The following is a 14226-nucleotide window of genomic DNA, read 5'->3' as shown; positions in this document are numbered from 1 at the left end:
CGCGTATTCTCGACTTCGCCCCCGCAGTGCCCTCCCGTCGCCCGAGACCCCTGGAGTCCCCCGTGTCCGTCAAGCGCGCCCTCACCGGTCTGCTCCTCGCCCTCTGGTTCTGCCTGTGCGCGGCCGTCGCCGTCTGGTGCGTCTCGTACCTGTTCTGGGGCGAGTACCAGACCGTGACCGTCGTCGACGACGGCGAGGATCCCAACTGCGTCGGCACCTGGTGCACCGACGGGTCCTGGATGCGGTCCCCCGCGCTCCTCGAGACCGGGTCGGGGACCGAGGAGATCACCGTCCTCGGCGACTGGGAGCCCGGGGACCGGCCGTCGATGCTCATCGGCCCGCTCCCGGGGCTCGGCCTGCTCTCCCGCTTCGAAGCGGTCCTGCCGCTCATCCTGGTGTTCCCGCCGCTGCTCGCCTCGTTCTTCATCAACATCGGGTTCTGGTGGGGCGACCGCGACTGACGGCTCGGCGGCGTCGGCCGCCGCGACTAGACTTCGCTCCATGGCTGAGCTCACCCACGTCGACTCCCACGGCAGCGCGCGCATGGTGGACGTGTCCGGCAAGGACGTGTCCCAGCGCTCGGCGCTCGCCACCGGGCGCCTGGTCACCACGCCCGAGGTGGTCGCGGCGCTGCGCGAGAACTCTCTCGCGAAGGGCGACGCGCTCGCGACCGCGCGGATCGCGGGCATCATGGCCGCGAAGCGCACCCCGGACCTGGTGCCCCTGTGCCACCCGATCGCCATCAGCGGCGTCGCGGTGGACCTGGCGGTGACCGACGACGGCGTGGACATCGCCGCGCGCGTCAGGACCGCCGACCGCACCGGCGTCGAGATGGAGGCGCTCACGGCCGTCTCGGTCGCCGGCCTCACCTTGGTGGACATGGTCAAGGCCGTCGACCCCGCCGCGGTCATCACCGACATCAGGGTCGAGGAGAAGCTCGGAGGGAAGACGGGCGAATGGCACCGGTGAAGGTCACCGTCGTCGTCGCCTCGAACCGGGCGGCCGACGGGGTGTACGAGGACGAGTCGGGGCCCCTCCTCGCCGAGGGATTCCGCTCGCACGGGTTCGACGTGTCCGGCCCGGTCGTCGTCCACGACGGCGACGAGGTCGGCGAAGCGCTCCGCGCGGCGGTCGCCGCCGGGGCCGACCTGGTGGTCACCTCCGGCGGGACCGGGCTGACGACCCGCGACCTGACCCCGGATCAGACCAGCGAGATCGTCGACTTCGAGGTCCCGGGGATCGCCGAGGCGATCCGCGCGGCCGGGCTCGCGAAGACCCCGCACGCGGCGCTGTCCCGCGGCATCGCCGGGGTCGCCGGCCGGACGCTGATCGTGAACCTCGCCGGTTCGCGCGGCGCCGCGAAGGACGGGCTCAGTGTGCTCACCGCGAAGTTCGTGGAGCACGCGGTCTCCCAGCTCCACGACGGCGACCACGAGAGGAAGCCATGACCGACCCGATCAGCTGGACCGAGGCCCGCGAGACCGCCTGGGCCGCAGGCTACGACGCGAAACCGGCCCCCGCCGAGCTGCCGTTCGACGACGCCGCCGGGTCGGCGCTGGCCGCGCCCCTGGTCGCCGTGTCGGACCTCCCGGCGTTCCCGACCTCCGCGGTCGACGGCTGGGCCGTCGCCGGCCCGGGCCCCTGGCGCATCGGCGGCGACGTCCTCGCCGGGCAGGTCCCCGAGGCCCTCGCCGCGGGCGCGGCCGTGAAGATCGCGACCGGCGCGCAGGTCCCGGGCGGCTGCGAAGGCATCATCCGGCTCGAGCACGCCGCGGTCGAGGACGGGTTCGTCGACGGCCCGAGCGCCCGCGAATGGCGCGAAGCCGGCGAAGAGGCCCGCCACGGCGAGGAGCTGCTGCCCGCCGGGACCCCCGTCACCCCGCCCGTGATCGGCCTCGCCGCGGCCGCCGGCCACCTCACGCTGCCCGCGCACGGGAAGCCGAGGACCCGCGTCGTCGTCTTCGGCGACGAACTGCTCACCAGCGGCGTCTCCGGGAAGGGCCGGATCCGCGACGCGCTCGGCCCGATGGTCCCCCACCTCCTCGCCGCCGCGGGCGCCGACGCCGGGCCGAGCATCGGACCGGTCGAGGACACCCTCGAAGCGCACGTCGCGGCCCTGCGCGACGCCCTCGCCGAAGCCGACCTGGTGTGCACCACCGGCGGCACCATGGTCGGCCCGGTCGACCACCTGCACGCCGCGCTCGCCGAGATCGGCGCCGAATACGTGCTCAACACCGTCGCCGTGCGGCCGGGGTTTCCGATGCTCTTGGCGCGCACCGGGGACGGGAAGTTCGTCGCCGGGCTCCCCGGCAATCCGCAGTCGGCCGTGATCGCGGCCGTCACCGTCGTCGCGCCGCTGCTCGCGGGCCTGCGCGGCCTGCCGCTGCCGCCGCTGCGCACGGTCGAACTGGCCGAGGACGTGCCGGGCCGCGGCTCGTTCACGCACCTCGCGCTGGTCGACCCGGCCGGGCGCCGGCTCGCCCACCACGGTTCGGCGATGCTCCGCGGTCTCGCGGGCGCCGCCGGGTTCGCCGTGATCCCGCCCGGCGCTCCCGACGGCGCGGCCGCCGGAAGCGTCGTCGACCTCGCCACCGTCCCGGGGGTTTCCCAATGAGCAGTGCAGCAATGATCCGCGCCCGCGTCCTGGACGCGCCGCTCGACGTCGCCGAGCACGAGCGGGCGGTCGCCGTCGCCGAGGCCGGCGCGGTCGTCTCGTTCGCCGGCGTGGTCCGCAACCACGACCACGGCCGCGGTGTCCTCTCGCTCTCCTACGAGGGCCACCCGTCGGCGGGCGAGGAGCTGCGGCGGATCGCCGAGGAGATCGCCGCCAGGCCCGGCGTGCGCGGCATCGTCGTCTCGCACCGGGTCGGCGATCTGGCGATCGGCGACCCGGCGCTGGTCGCGGCGGTCGCCGCCGAGCACCGCAAGGAGGCGTTCGACGCCTGCGCCGACCTGGTCGACGAAGTGAAGGCGCGCCTGCCGATCTGGAAGCACCAGCACTTCGACGACGGCACCGACGAATGGGTCAACTGCCCCTGACGCCCGTATAGGCCCTTGTGGACTGCTCGCCGGCGTTCGGGCCCACCGCCCGCGTGGAAGATCGGCGCCGCCGAGTGCGACTGCCCTCAATGGACAAAATCTTGCGTCAGGCCTCGCCGCCGGCGTCGTGCTTCTTGCGGCCCAAGGTCTTCACGAGGACCACGCCGATGCCGACGATGACGAGCAGGCCCAGCAGGATCGCGGCGAGCGCCGCGCCGGCGTTCGAGTCCTCTTCTTCCGCGGCCGCAGCGGCCTCTTCGGACGTCTCGGCGGCCGGGGACGACTCCGACTGCGACTCCGTTGCCGCGCCGGCGGTCTCCTGCGGCGCCGCACCGGGCGCGTACAGGCCCTCGGGGATCGACTCGACGGTGAACTCGAGCGAATCGTCGACGCGGTGGCCGTCCTCGGAGATCACCCGGAACGCGACCGTGTACTCGCCGGGCTCGGTGTACAGCATCGGCTGGGTGAACGTGTCGCCGTCGAACACCGGGTCGGCCACGTCGACGAGCGCGCCGGACGGGTCGGTCACCGCGATCTCGGTCGAGGGCCCGTCCAGGATCTCCGAGAACGTCGCCGACACCTCGGCCGGGGCCTCCGCGAGGACCGCGCCGTCCTCGGGGTCGGTGCCGGTGAGCGCGGCGTGCGCCGAAGCGGGGGCGGCGGTCGCCAGGACGCAGCCGAGGCCGGCCGCGGCGGCCAGCGCGGACGCGACGGCGCGTTTGATTCGGGTCGTCTGCATTTCGCCATATTGCCACGGCCCGCTCGGTTCCCCAGTGGGGGAATCGTCACACCGCCCACCAGGGAGAGCAGGAGCGATCACGCACGGTCACCGACGGGCGCGAGTATGGCCCGGTTAGCGGAGATAGTACCGCTGACCCTCGTGTTGACGATCGCCGGAAGTTGTGGTGTGCTTACGTCCATGGTTGAACCGATCCGATGGGGAATCCTGGCGACCGGCGGAATCGCATCGACCTTTGTGGAAGATCTTGCCCTCCTCGACGATTGCCGCGTCACCGCTGTGGCCTCTCGATCGGCGGAGCGCGCCGCCGCGTTCGCCAAGAAGTACGACATCCCTCACGCCTGGGACTCCGTCCAGGCGCTTGCGGCCGACGACGAAGTGGACATCGTCTACGTCGCGACCCCGCATTCCCATCACTACCTGCCGACCCTCCGGCTGCTGGAGGCCGGCAAGCACGTCCTGTGCGAGAAGGCGTTCGCGTACAACGCGGCGCAGGCCCGGACGATGTTCGACGTCGCCCGCGAGCACCAGCGGTTCCTCATGGAGGCCATGTGGACCCGCTGCAACCCGGCGATCCGGGAGATGCGGCGGGCCATCAAGGAGGGCATGATCGGCGAGGTCGTGTCCGTCAACGGGAACTTCTCGATCGCCGGCGACATGCCGCCCTCGCACCGGCTCCGGAACCCCGAACTCGCCGGAGGCGCGCTGCTCGACCTCGGCGTGTACCCGGTGACGCTGGCGCATCTGGCGCTCGGCGCGCCCGAATCGGTGTCGGCCGTGGCCGTCATGGACCCGGTGACCGGCGTCGACGCGCAGACGGCGATCACCCTCACGTACCCGAACGCGATCGCGCAGCTCTCGTGCTCCTACCGCGGCGGGCCCGGCAACGAGGTCACCATCGCGGGCACCGAGGGCCGGATCGAGCTGAAGGAGTACGCGTACCGGCCGAGCGGGTACACGCTGGTGCGGTACAACGAGGCGCCCCGCGAGGTCGAGGCGCCCTACGTCGGCCACGGCTACGTGCACGAGGCGCTCGAGGTGCACCGCGCGCTGCGCCAGGGCCGGCTGGAGTCGACCCTGGTGCCGCCGCAGAGCACGCTCGAGGTGATGGCGATCCTCGACGAGGTGCGGTCCCAGATCGGGCTCCGCTACCCCGGCGAGACCCACCCGCAGCAGTCCTAGTACTCGATCGCCTTCTGCGCGGCTTCGCGCTTGGCGACGATCGCGGCGTGCTTCTCGCGCAGCCACGCGACGCGCGCTTCGGCGTTCTCGATCGCGGTGTCCTCGGCCTGCTCCACGGGGATGCCGCGGCTCGCGGCCTCGTCGCGGAAGATCCGGTCGAGGTTCGGCAGGAGCGCCATGGCCGGGCCGGTGAAGAAGCCGGTCGCGGCCTCCTTCGTGAAGATCCAGCCCTTGTACTCGATCTCGCAGACGACCTGGCGGCGTCCGGCCTCGGGGTCGCGGATGGCGAGGTCGGCGACCATCGCCCACAGGGTGAAGATCGCGGAGGTGGCCTTCTCGGAGACCCAGCCGCGGCCGGGGACGGGCGGCAGCAGGTTCTCGATGGTCTCGGTGAACGTGTCGGTGGAGAGCTTCTGGAGGATCCCGTCGAGGGACCGGGTCCGGACGGCCTTCACCTTGTGCCACTTGGCGGTGCCGCCGTCGAAGCCGACCTCCTTGGGGCCGATGTCGATGGTCCCGAAGTTGTCGAGGAGGCCCAGGAGCATCCCGGTGCCGAGCGGGGGCTTGTTGCCGGCGGTGATGAGCTTCCCGAGGCTCCACTGCCATTCGTCCTGGACGGGCTGGGCGGGCAGGGGGAGGCGGGCGAGCAGCTCCTCGAAGTCGCCCTCCTTGAAGGCGGTCTTCGTGTTGACAGCGAGGTCCTTGGCGGCGTCGCGCTTGTCGACGGCGAAGCCGGTCGCGGCGTCCACTTTGCTCTTGGCGAATCCGGTCGCGGCGTCGCGCTTCTCGCGGGCGCTCTCGACGCCGACGTCGACGACCATCTTGCCGGCGTCCTGCGCTCGCTGCTTGAGGTGCTCGAGGCGGTCTTTCATTCCCATGCGAGCAAGATACCGGCTGCGGGCAACCGGGCGGTGACCCTGCGGCAGCGGCCCGAGGGCAGCGGTGCCGCAGGGCCGCTAGCGGTCCAGGTTGTCGCGGGCGCGGTCGCGCAGGTGCTCGGGCATGTCCCGATCGACCAGTGCCATGACGTCGATCTTGTCGCCGATGAGGGCCTGCGCCATCTGCGCCGTCTTCACGGCGTGGGTGGCGGTGGCCTCCTCGATGAGCGCGATGATGGTGGGCGCCAAGGACTGGCGCAGCCGCATCGCGTGCTCGTCGATGCCGATCTCGGCGACCTTGCCGTCGGCGTCGAGCTTGACGCGGATGCGGCCGTCCTCGGAGACGACTTCGACGGTGTCGGCGCCGAACTCCGCCCTGAGCTCGCTGTACTTGGCGAGCATCGCCTCGGCCTCGGCCTGCATCTGCTCGAGGCGGCGCATCATCGCCGCGGGGTCCATCGATCGGCGATCGCTCATCGGGACTCCTCCGCCTGTGCGGGGGCCGGCACGGTGCCGCGGAGGTCGTCGGGGGCCACGGCGACGCCCATGATGGCGCCGACGCGCTGCGCGAGGTCGGCCTGCGTCCTGCGGTCGGCGGCGCGGATGGTCTCGACGATAAGCTCGCCGAGCTCGACGCCGGACATCTGGTACGCGCTCATGCGCAGGTCGAGCTCTTTGATGTTGCCGGCAGCGCCGGTCACGACGCGCACCGCGCCGTCCTCGCTGACGGCCTCGCCTTCGAGTTCGACGGCGAGACGCTCGATCTCCTTCGCCTTCCGCCGCATGTCCTCGGCCGGATCCTCCGGCATACCGCTCTCCTCCCGGGCACGCGCGGCCGGTCGTCGACCGCGACATCACCCGATGCTAACGGCACGCCGCTACTGCGAGTTGCGGGCCGTCAACGGATCCGCCGGGGCCCGCGGCGGCCCGTTCCGACCGCGGCCCGCGGTCACTGGTGGCGGCGGCGGAAGTCGATCCCGGAGCCGTCGGCCAGCCGCACCCGCTTGTAGAGGCCGGCGGGTTTGACGCGCCGCAGGATCCTGGTGCGGCGCATCCGGTGGAGGTCGCCTTCGTACGTGTACCGGTCCTCGGGGACCTCGACGACCGTCTCGAGCGGCACCGGGCCGCTGATCTTCGTCTCGGGCCCGGCCCCGCTCCAGATCTTCGCGTGACTCCGCCTCGGCGCGACGAACGCGACCCGCCGGTTCGTGAACACCCACCAGCCCCGGCGCCGCAGGTCCGGGGTGACGAGCCGCCCGGCGAGCGAGTCGCGGCCGTCGCCGTGCAGGATCATCGCGGGTCCCTTGAGGCGCTTGCCGTTTCCGCCTCCGCCGCCGCTGCCGAGCCCGTCGGCGACGGCCGCGAGCGCGACCAGCACGATCACCGAACCTGCGATCCACATCAGCGTCGATCCGGTGATCCTCAAGGCCGCCTTCGCGAACTGGCCGGCTCTCCAGGGCGGTTTCGGGATCCCGTCCAGTGCGGGGAGCCCCCACACGGGGGTGGCTTCGATGAGGCGCTCGTCCGGGCGGAGCCAGTTCGCTTCGAGGACGCGTTTGGCGTCGCGTTTCAGGTCGAGTTTCGGCGGCCGCCTCCCGCTGACCGCGATGCCCGGACCGGACCGTTCAGTGACCGACATGGTGCGTTCCTTCGAGCGTGGCGCCGACCGGGGCGTGCGGCGTCCGTCGCTCCACGCTATCGCAGGTTCACCGGACCGGACGCGCACACGGGGTTGCGGGGAGTCACTATGATCGGGAATCGGACGGTTCGGACCCGCGCCCGGTCCGGGGTGCCGTCTCCGTGCCCGATCAGTTCCGGCCCCTCGGAGTGATGCCTCATGCCATGGATCGACGTCGACCCGCAGAAGCTGCGCGATGCGGCCTCCCAGATCAAGCAGAGCGCGGGCGAGGTGGAGGCCGTCGCCGATTACGCCCGCGAGTCCGACCCCGACTGGTGGACGTGGGGCCTGGGCGGGATCCCGTTCGCGGGACTGTACTTCGGCGTCTCGGAGACGGTCTTCCATCCGTCCCTTGAGGACGCCAAGGCGGCGATCGAGGGCCTGTGCTCCCGGCTCGAGGAATGCGCCGACGCCCACCAGGACAACGACGCCGGCATCGCCGCCGAACTGCAGCGGATCGCCTCGGAGATGGGACGCGGGAAATGACCGACGTCTCCGAACCCACCTGGAACGACGGGGCGCTGCCCGAGCAGGCTGCGACGAACGACTGGACGCCCGGCGGCAAGGACGTCTACGACGCCGTGTCCGGCAAGGGCTCCCGGTCCGTCACCTCCGACGACGCGCACACCGGGCTCCACCAGTGGGCGAACTCGATGCTCTCGGGCAGCGGGAACGACACCTACCGCAACCGGGCCGGCGACGCCGTCGGCACCGACACGCGCGTCAGCGGCCGCGACACCGACGGGAACCTGCTGTACAACGCCCGGTCGCAGCACTCGAACTCGGGTATGAACATGCTCCACAGCGCGACCGCCCCGATCTCGGCCGGACTGAACACGTACGGCAACTTCTCGAAGATCGAGGGCCTCAACGACTGGGACGGCATCGCCAACGCCGTCACCGGCCTCGCCGGCGACATCACCTCGGTGATGGACATGGCGGCGCAGTACGAGGCGTTCGTCGAGTGCATCACCGACCCGAAGTTCGACCCCGTCCAGTGGCTCGCCGGGACGCTCCTCGACTTCCTCATCCAGCTCTTCCAGCCCCTGGAGGACCTCGTCGGCCTCGTCTCCGGCAACGAGGGCCGGATGCGCAAGTCAGCCGAGATGTGGGTGAAGGTCGCCGAAGGCTGCCAGCAGGTCGGCGACTACATCACGCAGACGGGCGAAGCGGCGCTCGCCGACTGGACCGGCACCGACGGGGACGCCGCCCGCGGCAGCGTCGCCGAGACGGGCCGCGCCGTGTCCACTATGGGCTTCGTCGCAATCGGCATGAACGCGCTCCTCACCAAGATGGGCGACCTCGCGAAGATGCTCCGGCAGGACATCGTCGACCTCATGGCGAAGGGCGTCTCCTGGATGCTCTCGACGCTGCTCCCCCAGGTCGCGGCCAGCATCGCCACCTTCGGCGCGTCGCTCGCCACGGCGGTCGCCACCGGCGTCGCCAAGGTCGCCTCGATGATCATGAGCGCCTTGCGGTCCATCGCGCAGGTCCTGCGCATCTCCACCGCCGCAGCGAAGGTCGTCGCGGCCGTCGCCGAAGTCCTCCAACTGATCCGCCCGGTCCTCGACTTCCTCAAGAACCACAAGAACACCATCGTCAACACCACCAGAACGGCGCAGCAGGCACTGCAATGAACTGGGCCTGGCTCCGCGCGCTCGGCACCGCCCATGCGGCGCCGTACGAGATCGCGCGGCATCCACTGGGCGAGCGCACAGTCCACCCGCACGAGTACTACGCGGCGGGCCGCAACCTCCGCCGCACGCGCCTGCGCCTGCGCGACGCGCCGGCCCTGTTCGCCTCCGGCCCGGCCGAGACCGGGAGCGGCTTCCTGGTCTTCGAATCGGACCTCCTCGGCCCGATCACCGAAGCGGCCCGAACGCGTCCGTTCACCCCGGTCCTCCTGGTCAACGGTGAACCCGCGGCCACCGGCTTCGGCCGCGCCGACATCATGCTCGAACCCGGTCCGCACCTCGTCGAACTCCGGTCCGGCGGCTCGGCGGGCTACTGGCCGATCGAGATGCGCCCGGGCGGGACAGTGCGCCTGACCGGATTCACGCGCCAGCGCCTCGCCGTCGGCACCGCTGCGGACCAGCTGCGAGAACAGTTCCTCATCCCGACCGCGTCGGCCCCGCCCCGCCTCGGGCGGCGGTTCCCCATGTACCTCTCGCTGATCGGCGCCGTCCTCGGATTCGCGGCGCCGGCACTGCCACTCGCCGGCCTGCCGATCGACCGGACACCGGGACTGCTGCTCGCCGCGGGAGCCGCGATCGCGGGCGCGACCGGAGGCTACTGGGCCGCAAGGGGGATCGAGCGGATCGTCCTCGCCCTCGCCGAGCAGCGCCTGGCAGGAGGCGTGCGGTCCGCCGTTCACCGCCCGACCGCGTTCCCCGGCGGCTCATGGCGGCCGGTCGACCCGCGCGACACCGCGTCCCCGCTGACCGGCGACGGCATGGCCGCCCTGCGGCTCACCCTCGCCTACGTCCAGGCACCGCACACCGACGACCCCGGCCGCGGCTCACGTCCCCCGCTTCGCCGCCGCTGGCGCCTCGGCGAGGACCCGCCGCACCGGATCGTCGGCCCGCACCGCTACGACCCGAGGCGTCCGGTCGACGAAGCCGGGGAGGCGAAGGCGGCGGGCAAGCGCCGCAACCGGTTCGGCGAGTCGTACCCGCCCGAGGCCCGCCCCTGGGCGGCGCCACCGGTCGTCCGCATCGACGGCGAACCGGTCCCGGCGATCTGGGGCGTCAACGAATACCGGCTCCCGCCCGGCGGGCACCAGGTGATGGTCGAAGTCCCGCCGCCTCCGGAGGTCCTTGCGGGAGACAAGACCGAGATCCGACTCGGCGAGGACGCCCGCTTCGAGCGGACGCTCCGGCTCGACGAGAACGGCACGGCCGCAATCGAAGCCCTGGCCTCGATCGAGATGACACCGGACGCCGAAGGATGGGAACTCGCCCGATACCAGGGATCGTTCACCGAGAGCTGAACGACCGGGCCGCGTATCGGCGAACCAGGTCGCGAACCGAGACACCAGGTCGCGATACGAACGACCGGGCCCGCGGCCGAAGCCGCGGGCCCGATTCAGGTTCAGGTTCGCCTACGCGTACGGGTCCTCGTTCTCGTTGCCGATGCCCCACACGTCGTCGTCCTCGGTGAGCCAGGTGCCGGTCTCGCCACCGTCCTCACCCGGGCCGCCCGGGCGTGCGCCACCGGCGCCCATCATGCCGCCCATGGCACCGGCGCCACGGCCCATGCCACCGGGTCCACGGCCGGCGCCGCGCCCGCCGCCGGCACCACCGGCACCGGCACCACGGCCCGCACCGCCGCCGGCGCCCATCATGCCGCCCATGGCGCCGCCCATGCCCGGAGGCAGGCTGCCGGCGCCGGCGCCGATACCGCCTGCGCCACCGCCCATGCCGCCACCGGCACCGCCGCCCGGAAGACCGCCGACGCCGCCCCCCAGACCGCCGCCACCACCGCCGCCGGCCAGACCACCCGAAGGCAGGTCGTCCGGGTCAGGAGTTGTGGGCTTCCACGGGCTGTCGTCGAGACCACCCGGGTCCCCGGGCAGGTCGTTGCCGCCCGGCAGGTCGTTGCCGCCGGGATAATCGGGGTTGCCCGGTCCATCCGGAAGGTCCGGTTTCGGCGGGCTCACCGGCTTGGCGCCCCCGGGAGGGGTCATGTCGCCGAGCCCCGGAGGCGCGCCGCCGCCGGGCGGGGACCCGCCGTCGAGCCCGCCGGGAGGTTCGGTGTTCCCGTTGTTGAACGTCGTCGGTTCCGACTGCACCGCTTCGGGCCTGATCTCGGAGACCGCCATGTTCGTGTTGCTGCTGCGGTCCGTGATGTCCTCGTTGACGATCGCGGCCTGCTCCTGAAGCTGGTCCTGACCGTCGGTGCCGAGGTTGTCCGTCGCCGTCTTGGCGTACTCGTCGGAGTAGTGCTTCGCGAGTTCAGCGCCGCGCATGCCGTCGACCTCGTAGTCGGGGTACGCGTTCGTGTACTCGATCCAGCTGTCGTAGACGCGCTGGCGCTCGCTCTCGACCTCGTCGATGATGCTCGTGTCGAACCCGGCCCACTCGAACGCGGTCTTGGTCTCGTCGTCGGGGAAGACCTCGCACGACGGGAAGTACGGCGGCCGGATGTGGATCTTGTGCGAGCAGGCGGCGGCGTCCTCGAGGTGGAACTTCGGCGACGGGTAGGGGCACTCGTCGCCGCCCTGCTGGTTGAGGATCTCGTTGGCCTTGTCGGTGAGGTTCTTGACCGCACCGCCGTTGCCGTCCGCGCCGATGATGTCGTCGAGCACCTTGGTGCAGTTCTTGATGACCGTCTGGACCTGCTCCTCGAAGGCGTCGTAGTCAGCGCCCTCCCACTCAGCGGCAAGAGCGGTCAGACCCGCGTCGAGGTCCTGGGGAATGGCCTCGAAGGTGGTGGCGAGGTTCGACCAGAGCTCGCTGATCGTGAGGATCGCGTAATCGTCCGGGTTGCTTGGGCGCAGCGATGCGACCAGCGACTGCACCGATTGGCCGCTGGGCAGCGCGTAGCCCTGGATTTCCCGTGAAGGACGGATGTTCGCCGTCGCCCGATCGCCCTTCGGGACCGCCGACATCAGCTTGAGCCATGCCTCTTCTGCCGGGTCCACCGTCTTCGCGGTGCATTCGCCCAGTTCGCAGTACGGAGTCGTCATCAACTCGTTGATCCGGGCCTGGATCGCCGAATTGGACATCCCCTCGGCTGCGTCGCCGTACTCTTCCTTTTCGAATTCTTCAGCCATGGTTACAGGCCGCTCTCTTTCTTGGCGAGTAGGTCCGCGTATGTCGTCGGCATGTATTCGCCGATGACCCAGGTCCGGAACTCCTCATCGGTGAAGGGGTAGATCGGTTCCGAATCGTGTTCGACTGCAGGGTCGGTCGTGTAGTCGATGAAGGCGTAGAAGACGATGTCCGCCTTGCGGACGATGGCGCTCAAGCTGTAGCCGGTCGCCGAGTTGCCCGCAAAGTAGAAGCTCTCGTCCCAGTCGCCTTCGATCTCGCCTTCCTGCACATTCGAGTACTCGGTGCCACCGGTCTCGAGAGCTTCGGTCAGCTGATCGACACGGCTCTGGAAATTCTCGGTGGCCTCCGCATCGGATTCCCACGGAGCCACACCGATGTCGATGGTCGAAGTTCCGGGGTAGTCCCTATTGCCGGTGACTTCGCTTTCGGAGGTGTACACCGCGACGGTGGCCATGTCGGCACCGCAGTTGAACGCCTCGCCGTCCAGACCGCTGGGGATGTCACTGGACTTGAGCCCGTTCGTGCCCCAGTCCTGGATTCCCATGAACTCCTGGATGGGCTGGATGTCGTCGAGCGCTTCGCAGCCTTCCCACTCGGCCATCACGCTGTACGAGCTGGAACCGGAGCCGCCGCCGTCGGAGTCGCCGGTCGCGCCGCCGTCGGGGGGCATGGTGGGGTCGTTGCCGCCGCAGCCGGTCAGCAGCAGACCGGCCGCCCCCGCCGCGGCGAGGCCCTTGATCAGGGTCAGGTTTCGGGTCACGTGGGTAGATCCTCTCTGTCGGTCGCCCGGTTGCCGGCTGACCACTGTCACAGCTGGTTGTCGAAGTTCTGGCCGCTGACCTCGTCGGAGTCCTCGTGGTTCTTGGCGGAGTCTTCGAGGGTGGTGATGATGCCGTCGAGGGATTCGCGCAGCGCCTGGAAGTTGTTCCACGTCGTCTCGTGGAACTGCGTGTACGTCTGCCGCGCCGCATCCGAGCCCTGCAGCAGCCCGAAGGCGGGCAGCTTCCCGAGGGGCTGGCCGTTGCGCAGTTGCGAGATGATCTCGTCCTCGAGTTTGTCGAGCTGCGCCTGCACCGTCCGCTGGTACGTACGCAGCGCTTCTGGGTCGACCTTCGGCATCGCATTTCCTGTCTGTGAGTTCAGTACCTGCGGTACGGTCCCCCGACGTGCGGTCAGACTCCATCGCGCGAGGACGCGAACGGGCCGGTGCGGAGTCTGCGCGCTGCCTTGCGTCCTTCGGGGGGATTACGCGGGTCTCGGCGGTAAGTTCACGGTTCAGGTTAGCAGGGGTGTGCAAACCGTGCGCCTTCGAACAACCTGCCCCTCACGGAGTGTGACCGCAGTTCACGATGCCCGCGGATCACGCGTAGAGGTCGTCTCCGCCGGTTAGTCGGAGGAGGTCGGTGGCGGTCTGCTGGTCGACGACGCCGCCGTTGTCGATCGCGGATTGGAGCCCCGCGCGGAGGCCGTGGAGGGTGCCGCGGAGGTACTGGAGGTTGCGCCAGGTGGTGGCGTGGAAGTCGGCGTACTCGACGGCGGCGTGCTCGGCGGCGCCGGGCGCAGAGCCGAAGGCGGGGGCCTTCTTCAGGGCGCCTTCGCGCAGCGACGGGATGATCTCGTTCTCGAGCTCGTCGATGAGGTCGCCGAGGAACTGCCGGTAGCGCTCGAGCGCGGCGGGGTCGAAGGCGCGCATGGCCATGCGGGGGGCTCCTTGTCTAAGCGTAGGGGTCGTCGTCTTCGTCGACGTAGCCCCACATGTTCGCGTCCTCGACCAGGTCGACGTCGGGTTCGCGTTCCTTGTCGTCCATGGGCGCGCCGCGCCCCGGGGCGCCGGCGGGGCCGCTCATCATGCCGGGGCCCCCGCGGGATCCGGCGGCCGCGCCCGCTGCGGCTCCCGCCGCGGTGGCGGCGCCGAGGGTCGTGCCGGCGGCGGTG

19 protein-coding genes are annotated in these 14226 nt (G+C 71.0%); 9 read left to right on the top strand and 10 right to left on the bottom strand.

From position 1 onward, the window contains the following. The first annotated feature begins 62 nt into the window (after positions 1-62). From GFD30_RS17880 to GFD30_RS17860, 5 genes are read left to right on the top strand one after another with little or no spacing between them, the layout of a single operon-like run. Positions 63-461, top strand: coding sequence for a hypothetical protein (locus GFD30_RS17880; RefSeq protein WP_153026559.1), 399 nt, complete (start codon positions 63-65; stop codon positions 459-461). 40 nt (positions 462-501) lie between these two features. Then, complete coding sequence (gene moaC / locus GFD30_RS17875) at positions 502-969, top strand: cyclic pyranopterin monophosphate synthase MoaC (protein WP_153026558.1); 468 nt, start codon at positions 502-504, stop codon at positions 967-969. Next, positions 957-1448 (top strand): MogA/MoaB family molybdenum cofactor biosynthesis protein, encoded by a 492-nt coding sequence (locus tag GFD30_RS17870; RefSeq protein ID WP_153026557.1) that lies wholly within the window; start codon positions 957-959, stop codon positions 1446-1448. The genes moaC and GFD30_RS17870 overlap by 13 nt, the downstream gene beginning before the upstream one ends. Beyond that, entirely contained in the window at positions 1445-2614 is a 1170-nt protein-coding gene (locus GFD30_RS17865; RefSeq protein ID WP_153026556.1) for a molybdopterin molybdotransferase MoeA, read from the top strand. The genes GFD30_RS17870 and GFD30_RS17865 overlap by 4 nt, the downstream gene beginning before the upstream one ends. Further along, positions 2611-3039 carry a molybdenum cofactor biosynthesis protein MoaE gene (locus tag GFD30_RS17860; protein ID WP_227996574.1) on the top strand — a complete coding sequence of 143 codons (429 nt, stop codon included), beginning with the start codon at positions 2611-2613 and terminating at the stop codon, positions 3037-3039. The genes GFD30_RS17865 and GFD30_RS17860 overlap by 4 nt, the downstream gene beginning before the upstream one ends. A gap of 106 nt (positions 3040-3145) precedes the next feature. On the opposite strand, the gene GFD30_RS17855 is transcribed toward GFD30_RS17860, so the two are convergent. Next, entirely contained in the window at positions 3146-3778 is a 633-nt protein-coding gene (locus GFD30_RS17855) for a copper resistance CopC family protein (RefSeq protein ID WP_153026555.1), read from the bottom strand. Positions 3779-3958: 180 nt separating this feature from the next. On the opposite strand from GFD30_RS17855, the gene GFD30_RS17850 reads away from it, so the two are divergent. After that, positions 3959-4960, top strand: coding sequence for a Gfo/Idh/MocA family protein (locus tag GFD30_RS17850; protein ID WP_153026554.1), 1002 nt, complete (start codon positions 3959-3961; stop codon positions 4958-4960). Here the strand turns inward: GFD30_RS17850 and GFD30_RS17845 are convergent. The 4 genes from GFD30_RS17845 to GFD30_RS17830 all read right to left on the bottom strand — a co-directional run bounded on the left by GFD30_RS17845 (position 4957) and on the right by GFD30_RS17830 (position 7477). Then, a complete protein-coding gene (locus GFD30_RS17845; protein WP_153026553.1) occupies positions 4957-5838 on the bottom strand; it encodes a hypothetical protein in 882 nt (293 codons plus the stop codon). The genes GFD30_RS17850 and GFD30_RS17845 overlap by 4 nt on opposite strands. A gap of 78 nt (positions 5839-5916) precedes the next feature. Further along, a complete protein-coding gene (locus tag GFD30_RS17840; protein WP_153026552.1) occupies positions 5917-6315 on the bottom strand; it encodes a YbaB/EbfC family nucleoid-associated protein in 399 nt (132 codons plus the stop codon). Further along, positions 6312-6647: a YbaB/EbfC family nucleoid-associated protein gene (locus GFD30_RS17835; protein ID WP_153026551.1), complete on the bottom strand. Its 336-nt coding sequence runs from the start codon at positions 6645-6647 to the stop codon at positions 6312-6314. The genes GFD30_RS17840 and GFD30_RS17835 overlap by 4 nt, the downstream gene beginning before the upstream one ends. Before the next feature lie 140 nt (positions 6648-6787). Continuing rightward, positions 6788-7477 carry a hypothetical protein gene (locus GFD30_RS17830; RefSeq protein WP_153026550.1) on the bottom strand — a complete coding sequence of 230 codons (690 nt, stop codon included), beginning with the start codon at positions 7475-7477 and terminating at the stop codon, positions 6788-6790. 198 nt (positions 7478-7675) lie between these two features. Here GFD30_RS17830 and GFD30_RS17825 point away from each other — a divergent pair, with 198 nt between their 5' ends. From GFD30_RS17825 to GFD30_RS17815, 3 genes are read left to right on the top strand one after another with little or no spacing between them, the layout of a single operon-like run. After that, positions 7676-8002, top strand: a complete 327-nt coding sequence (locus GFD30_RS17825) for a type VII secretion target (protein ID WP_153026549.1) — start codon at positions 7676-7678, stop codon at positions 8000-8002. Next, positions 7999-9153 (top strand): WXG100-like domain-containing protein, encoded by a 1155-nt coding sequence (locus GFD30_RS17820; protein WP_153026548.1) that lies wholly within the window; start codon positions 7999-8001, stop codon positions 9151-9153. The genes GFD30_RS17825 and GFD30_RS17820 overlap by 4 nt, the downstream gene beginning before the upstream one ends. Continuing rightward, complete coding sequence (locus tag GFD30_RS17815; RefSeq protein ID WP_153026547.1) at positions 9150-10505, top strand: hypothetical protein; 1356 nt, start codon at positions 9150-9152, stop codon at positions 10503-10505. Before GFD30_RS17820 ends, GFD30_RS17815 begins: the two co-directional genes overlap by 4 nt. Positions 10506-10616: 111 nt before the next feature. Here GFD30_RS17815 and GFD30_RS17810 read toward each other — a convergent pair whose 3' ends face one another. The 5 genes from GFD30_RS17810 to GFD30_RS26360 all read right to left on the bottom strand — a co-directional run. Further along, positions 10617-12290, bottom strand: a complete 1674-nt coding sequence (locus tag GFD30_RS17810) for a WXG100 family type VII secretion target (protein ID WP_153026546.1) — start codon at positions 12288-12290, stop codon at positions 10617-10619. A 2-nt stretch (positions 12291-12292) separates the two neighbouring features. After that, a complete protein-coding gene (locus GFD30_RS17805; protein ID WP_153026545.1) occupies positions 12293-13051 on the bottom strand; it encodes a hypothetical protein in 759 nt (252 codons plus the stop codon). 47 nt (positions 13052-13098) lie between these two features. Further along, positions 13099-13410, bottom strand: coding sequence for a WXG100 family type VII secretion target (locus GFD30_RS17800; protein ID WP_153026544.1), 312 nt, complete (start codon positions 13408-13410; stop codon positions 13099-13101). Between the two features lie 241 nt (positions 13411-13651). Then, positions 13652-13990 carry a hypothetical protein gene (locus GFD30_RS17795; RefSeq protein ID WP_153026543.1) on the bottom strand — a complete coding sequence of 113 codons (339 nt, stop codon included), beginning with the start codon at positions 13988-13990 and terminating at the stop codon, positions 13652-13654. Positions 13991-14006: 16 nt separating this feature from the next. Beyond that, a partial coding sequence (locus GFD30_RS26360; RefSeq protein ID WP_194202008.1) for a hypothetical protein occupies positions 14007-14226 on the bottom strand: 220 nt, incomplete at its 5' end.

The sequence above is a fragment of the Glycomyces albidus genome, assembly GCF_009451885.1.
GTDB lineage: Bacteria > Actinomycetota > Actinomycetes > Mycobacteriales > Micromonosporaceae > Glycomyces > Glycomyces albidus.
The sequence above is the reverse complement of the archived record's forward strand: the minus strand, read 5'-3'. Positions and strand labels throughout refer to the sequence as shown.

What these genes read in the sequence shown, in the direction of transcription:
- moaC (WP_153026558.1), top strand. Translation starts at nt 502, where the DNA reads ATGGCTGAGCTCACCCACGTCGACTCCCACGGCAGCGCGCGCATGGTG.
- GFD30_RS17870 (WP_153026557.1), top strand. Translation starts at nt 957, where the DNA reads ATGGCACCGGTGAAGGTCACCGTCGTCGTCGCCTCGAACCGGGCGGCC.
- GFD30_RS17865 (WP_153026556.1), top strand. Translation starts at nt 1,445, where the DNA reads ATGACCGACCCGATCAGCTGGACCGAGGCCCGCGAGACCGCCTGGGCC.
- GFD30_RS17860 (WP_227996574.1), top strand. Translation starts at nt 2,611, where the DNA reads ATGAGCAGTGCAGCAATGATCCGCGCCCGCGTCCTGGACGCGCCGCTC.
- GFD30_RS17855 (WP_153026555.1), bottom strand. Translation starts at nt 3,778, where the DNA reads ATGCAGACGACCCGAATCAAACGCGCCGTCGCGTCCGCGCTGGCCGCC.
- GFD30_RS17850 (WP_153026554.1), top strand. Translation starts at nt 3,959, where the DNA reads ATGGTTGAACCGATCCGATGGGGAATCCTGGCGACCGGCGGAATCGCA.
- GFD30_RS17845 (WP_153026553.1), bottom strand. Translation starts at nt 5,838, where the DNA reads ATGGGAATGAAAGACCGCCTCGAGCACCTCAAGCAGCGAGCGCAGGAC.
- GFD30_RS17840 (WP_153026552.1), bottom strand. Translation starts at nt 6,315, where the DNA reads ATGAGCGATCGCCGATCGATGGACCCCGCGGCGATGATGCGCCGCCTC.
- GFD30_RS17835 (WP_153026551.1), bottom strand. Translation starts at nt 6,647, where the DNA reads ATGCCGGAGGATCCGGCCGAGGACATGCGGCGGAAGGCGAAGGAGATC.
- GFD30_RS17830 (WP_153026550.1), bottom strand. Translation starts at nt 7,477, where the DNA reads ATGTCGGTCACTGAACGGTCCGGTCCGGGCATCGCGGTCAGCGGGAGG.
- GFD30_RS17825 (WP_153026549.1), top strand. Translation starts at nt 7,676, where the DNA reads ATGCCATGGATCGACGTCGACCCGCAGAAGCTGCGCGATGCGGCCTCC.
- GFD30_RS17820 (WP_153026548.1), top strand. Translation starts at nt 7,999, where the DNA reads ATGACCGACGTCTCCGAACCCACCTGGAACGACGGGGCGCTGCCCGAG.
- GFD30_RS17815 (WP_153026547.1), top strand. Translation starts at nt 9,150, where the DNA reads ATGAACTGGGCCTGGCTCCGCGCGCTCGGCACCGCCCATGCGGCGCCG.
- GFD30_RS17810 (WP_153026546.1), bottom strand. Translation starts at nt 12,290, where the DNA reads ATGGCTGAAGAATTCGAAAAGGAAGAGTACGGCGACGCAGCCGAGGGG.
- GFD30_RS17800 (WP_153026544.1), bottom strand. Translation starts at nt 13,410, where the DNA reads ATGCCGAAGGTCGACCCAGAAGCGCTGCGTACGTACCAGCGGACGGTG.
- GFD30_RS17795 (WP_153026543.1), bottom strand. Translation starts at nt 13,990, where the DNA reads ATGGCCATGCGCGCCTTCGACCCCGCCGCGCTCGAGCGCTACCGGCAG.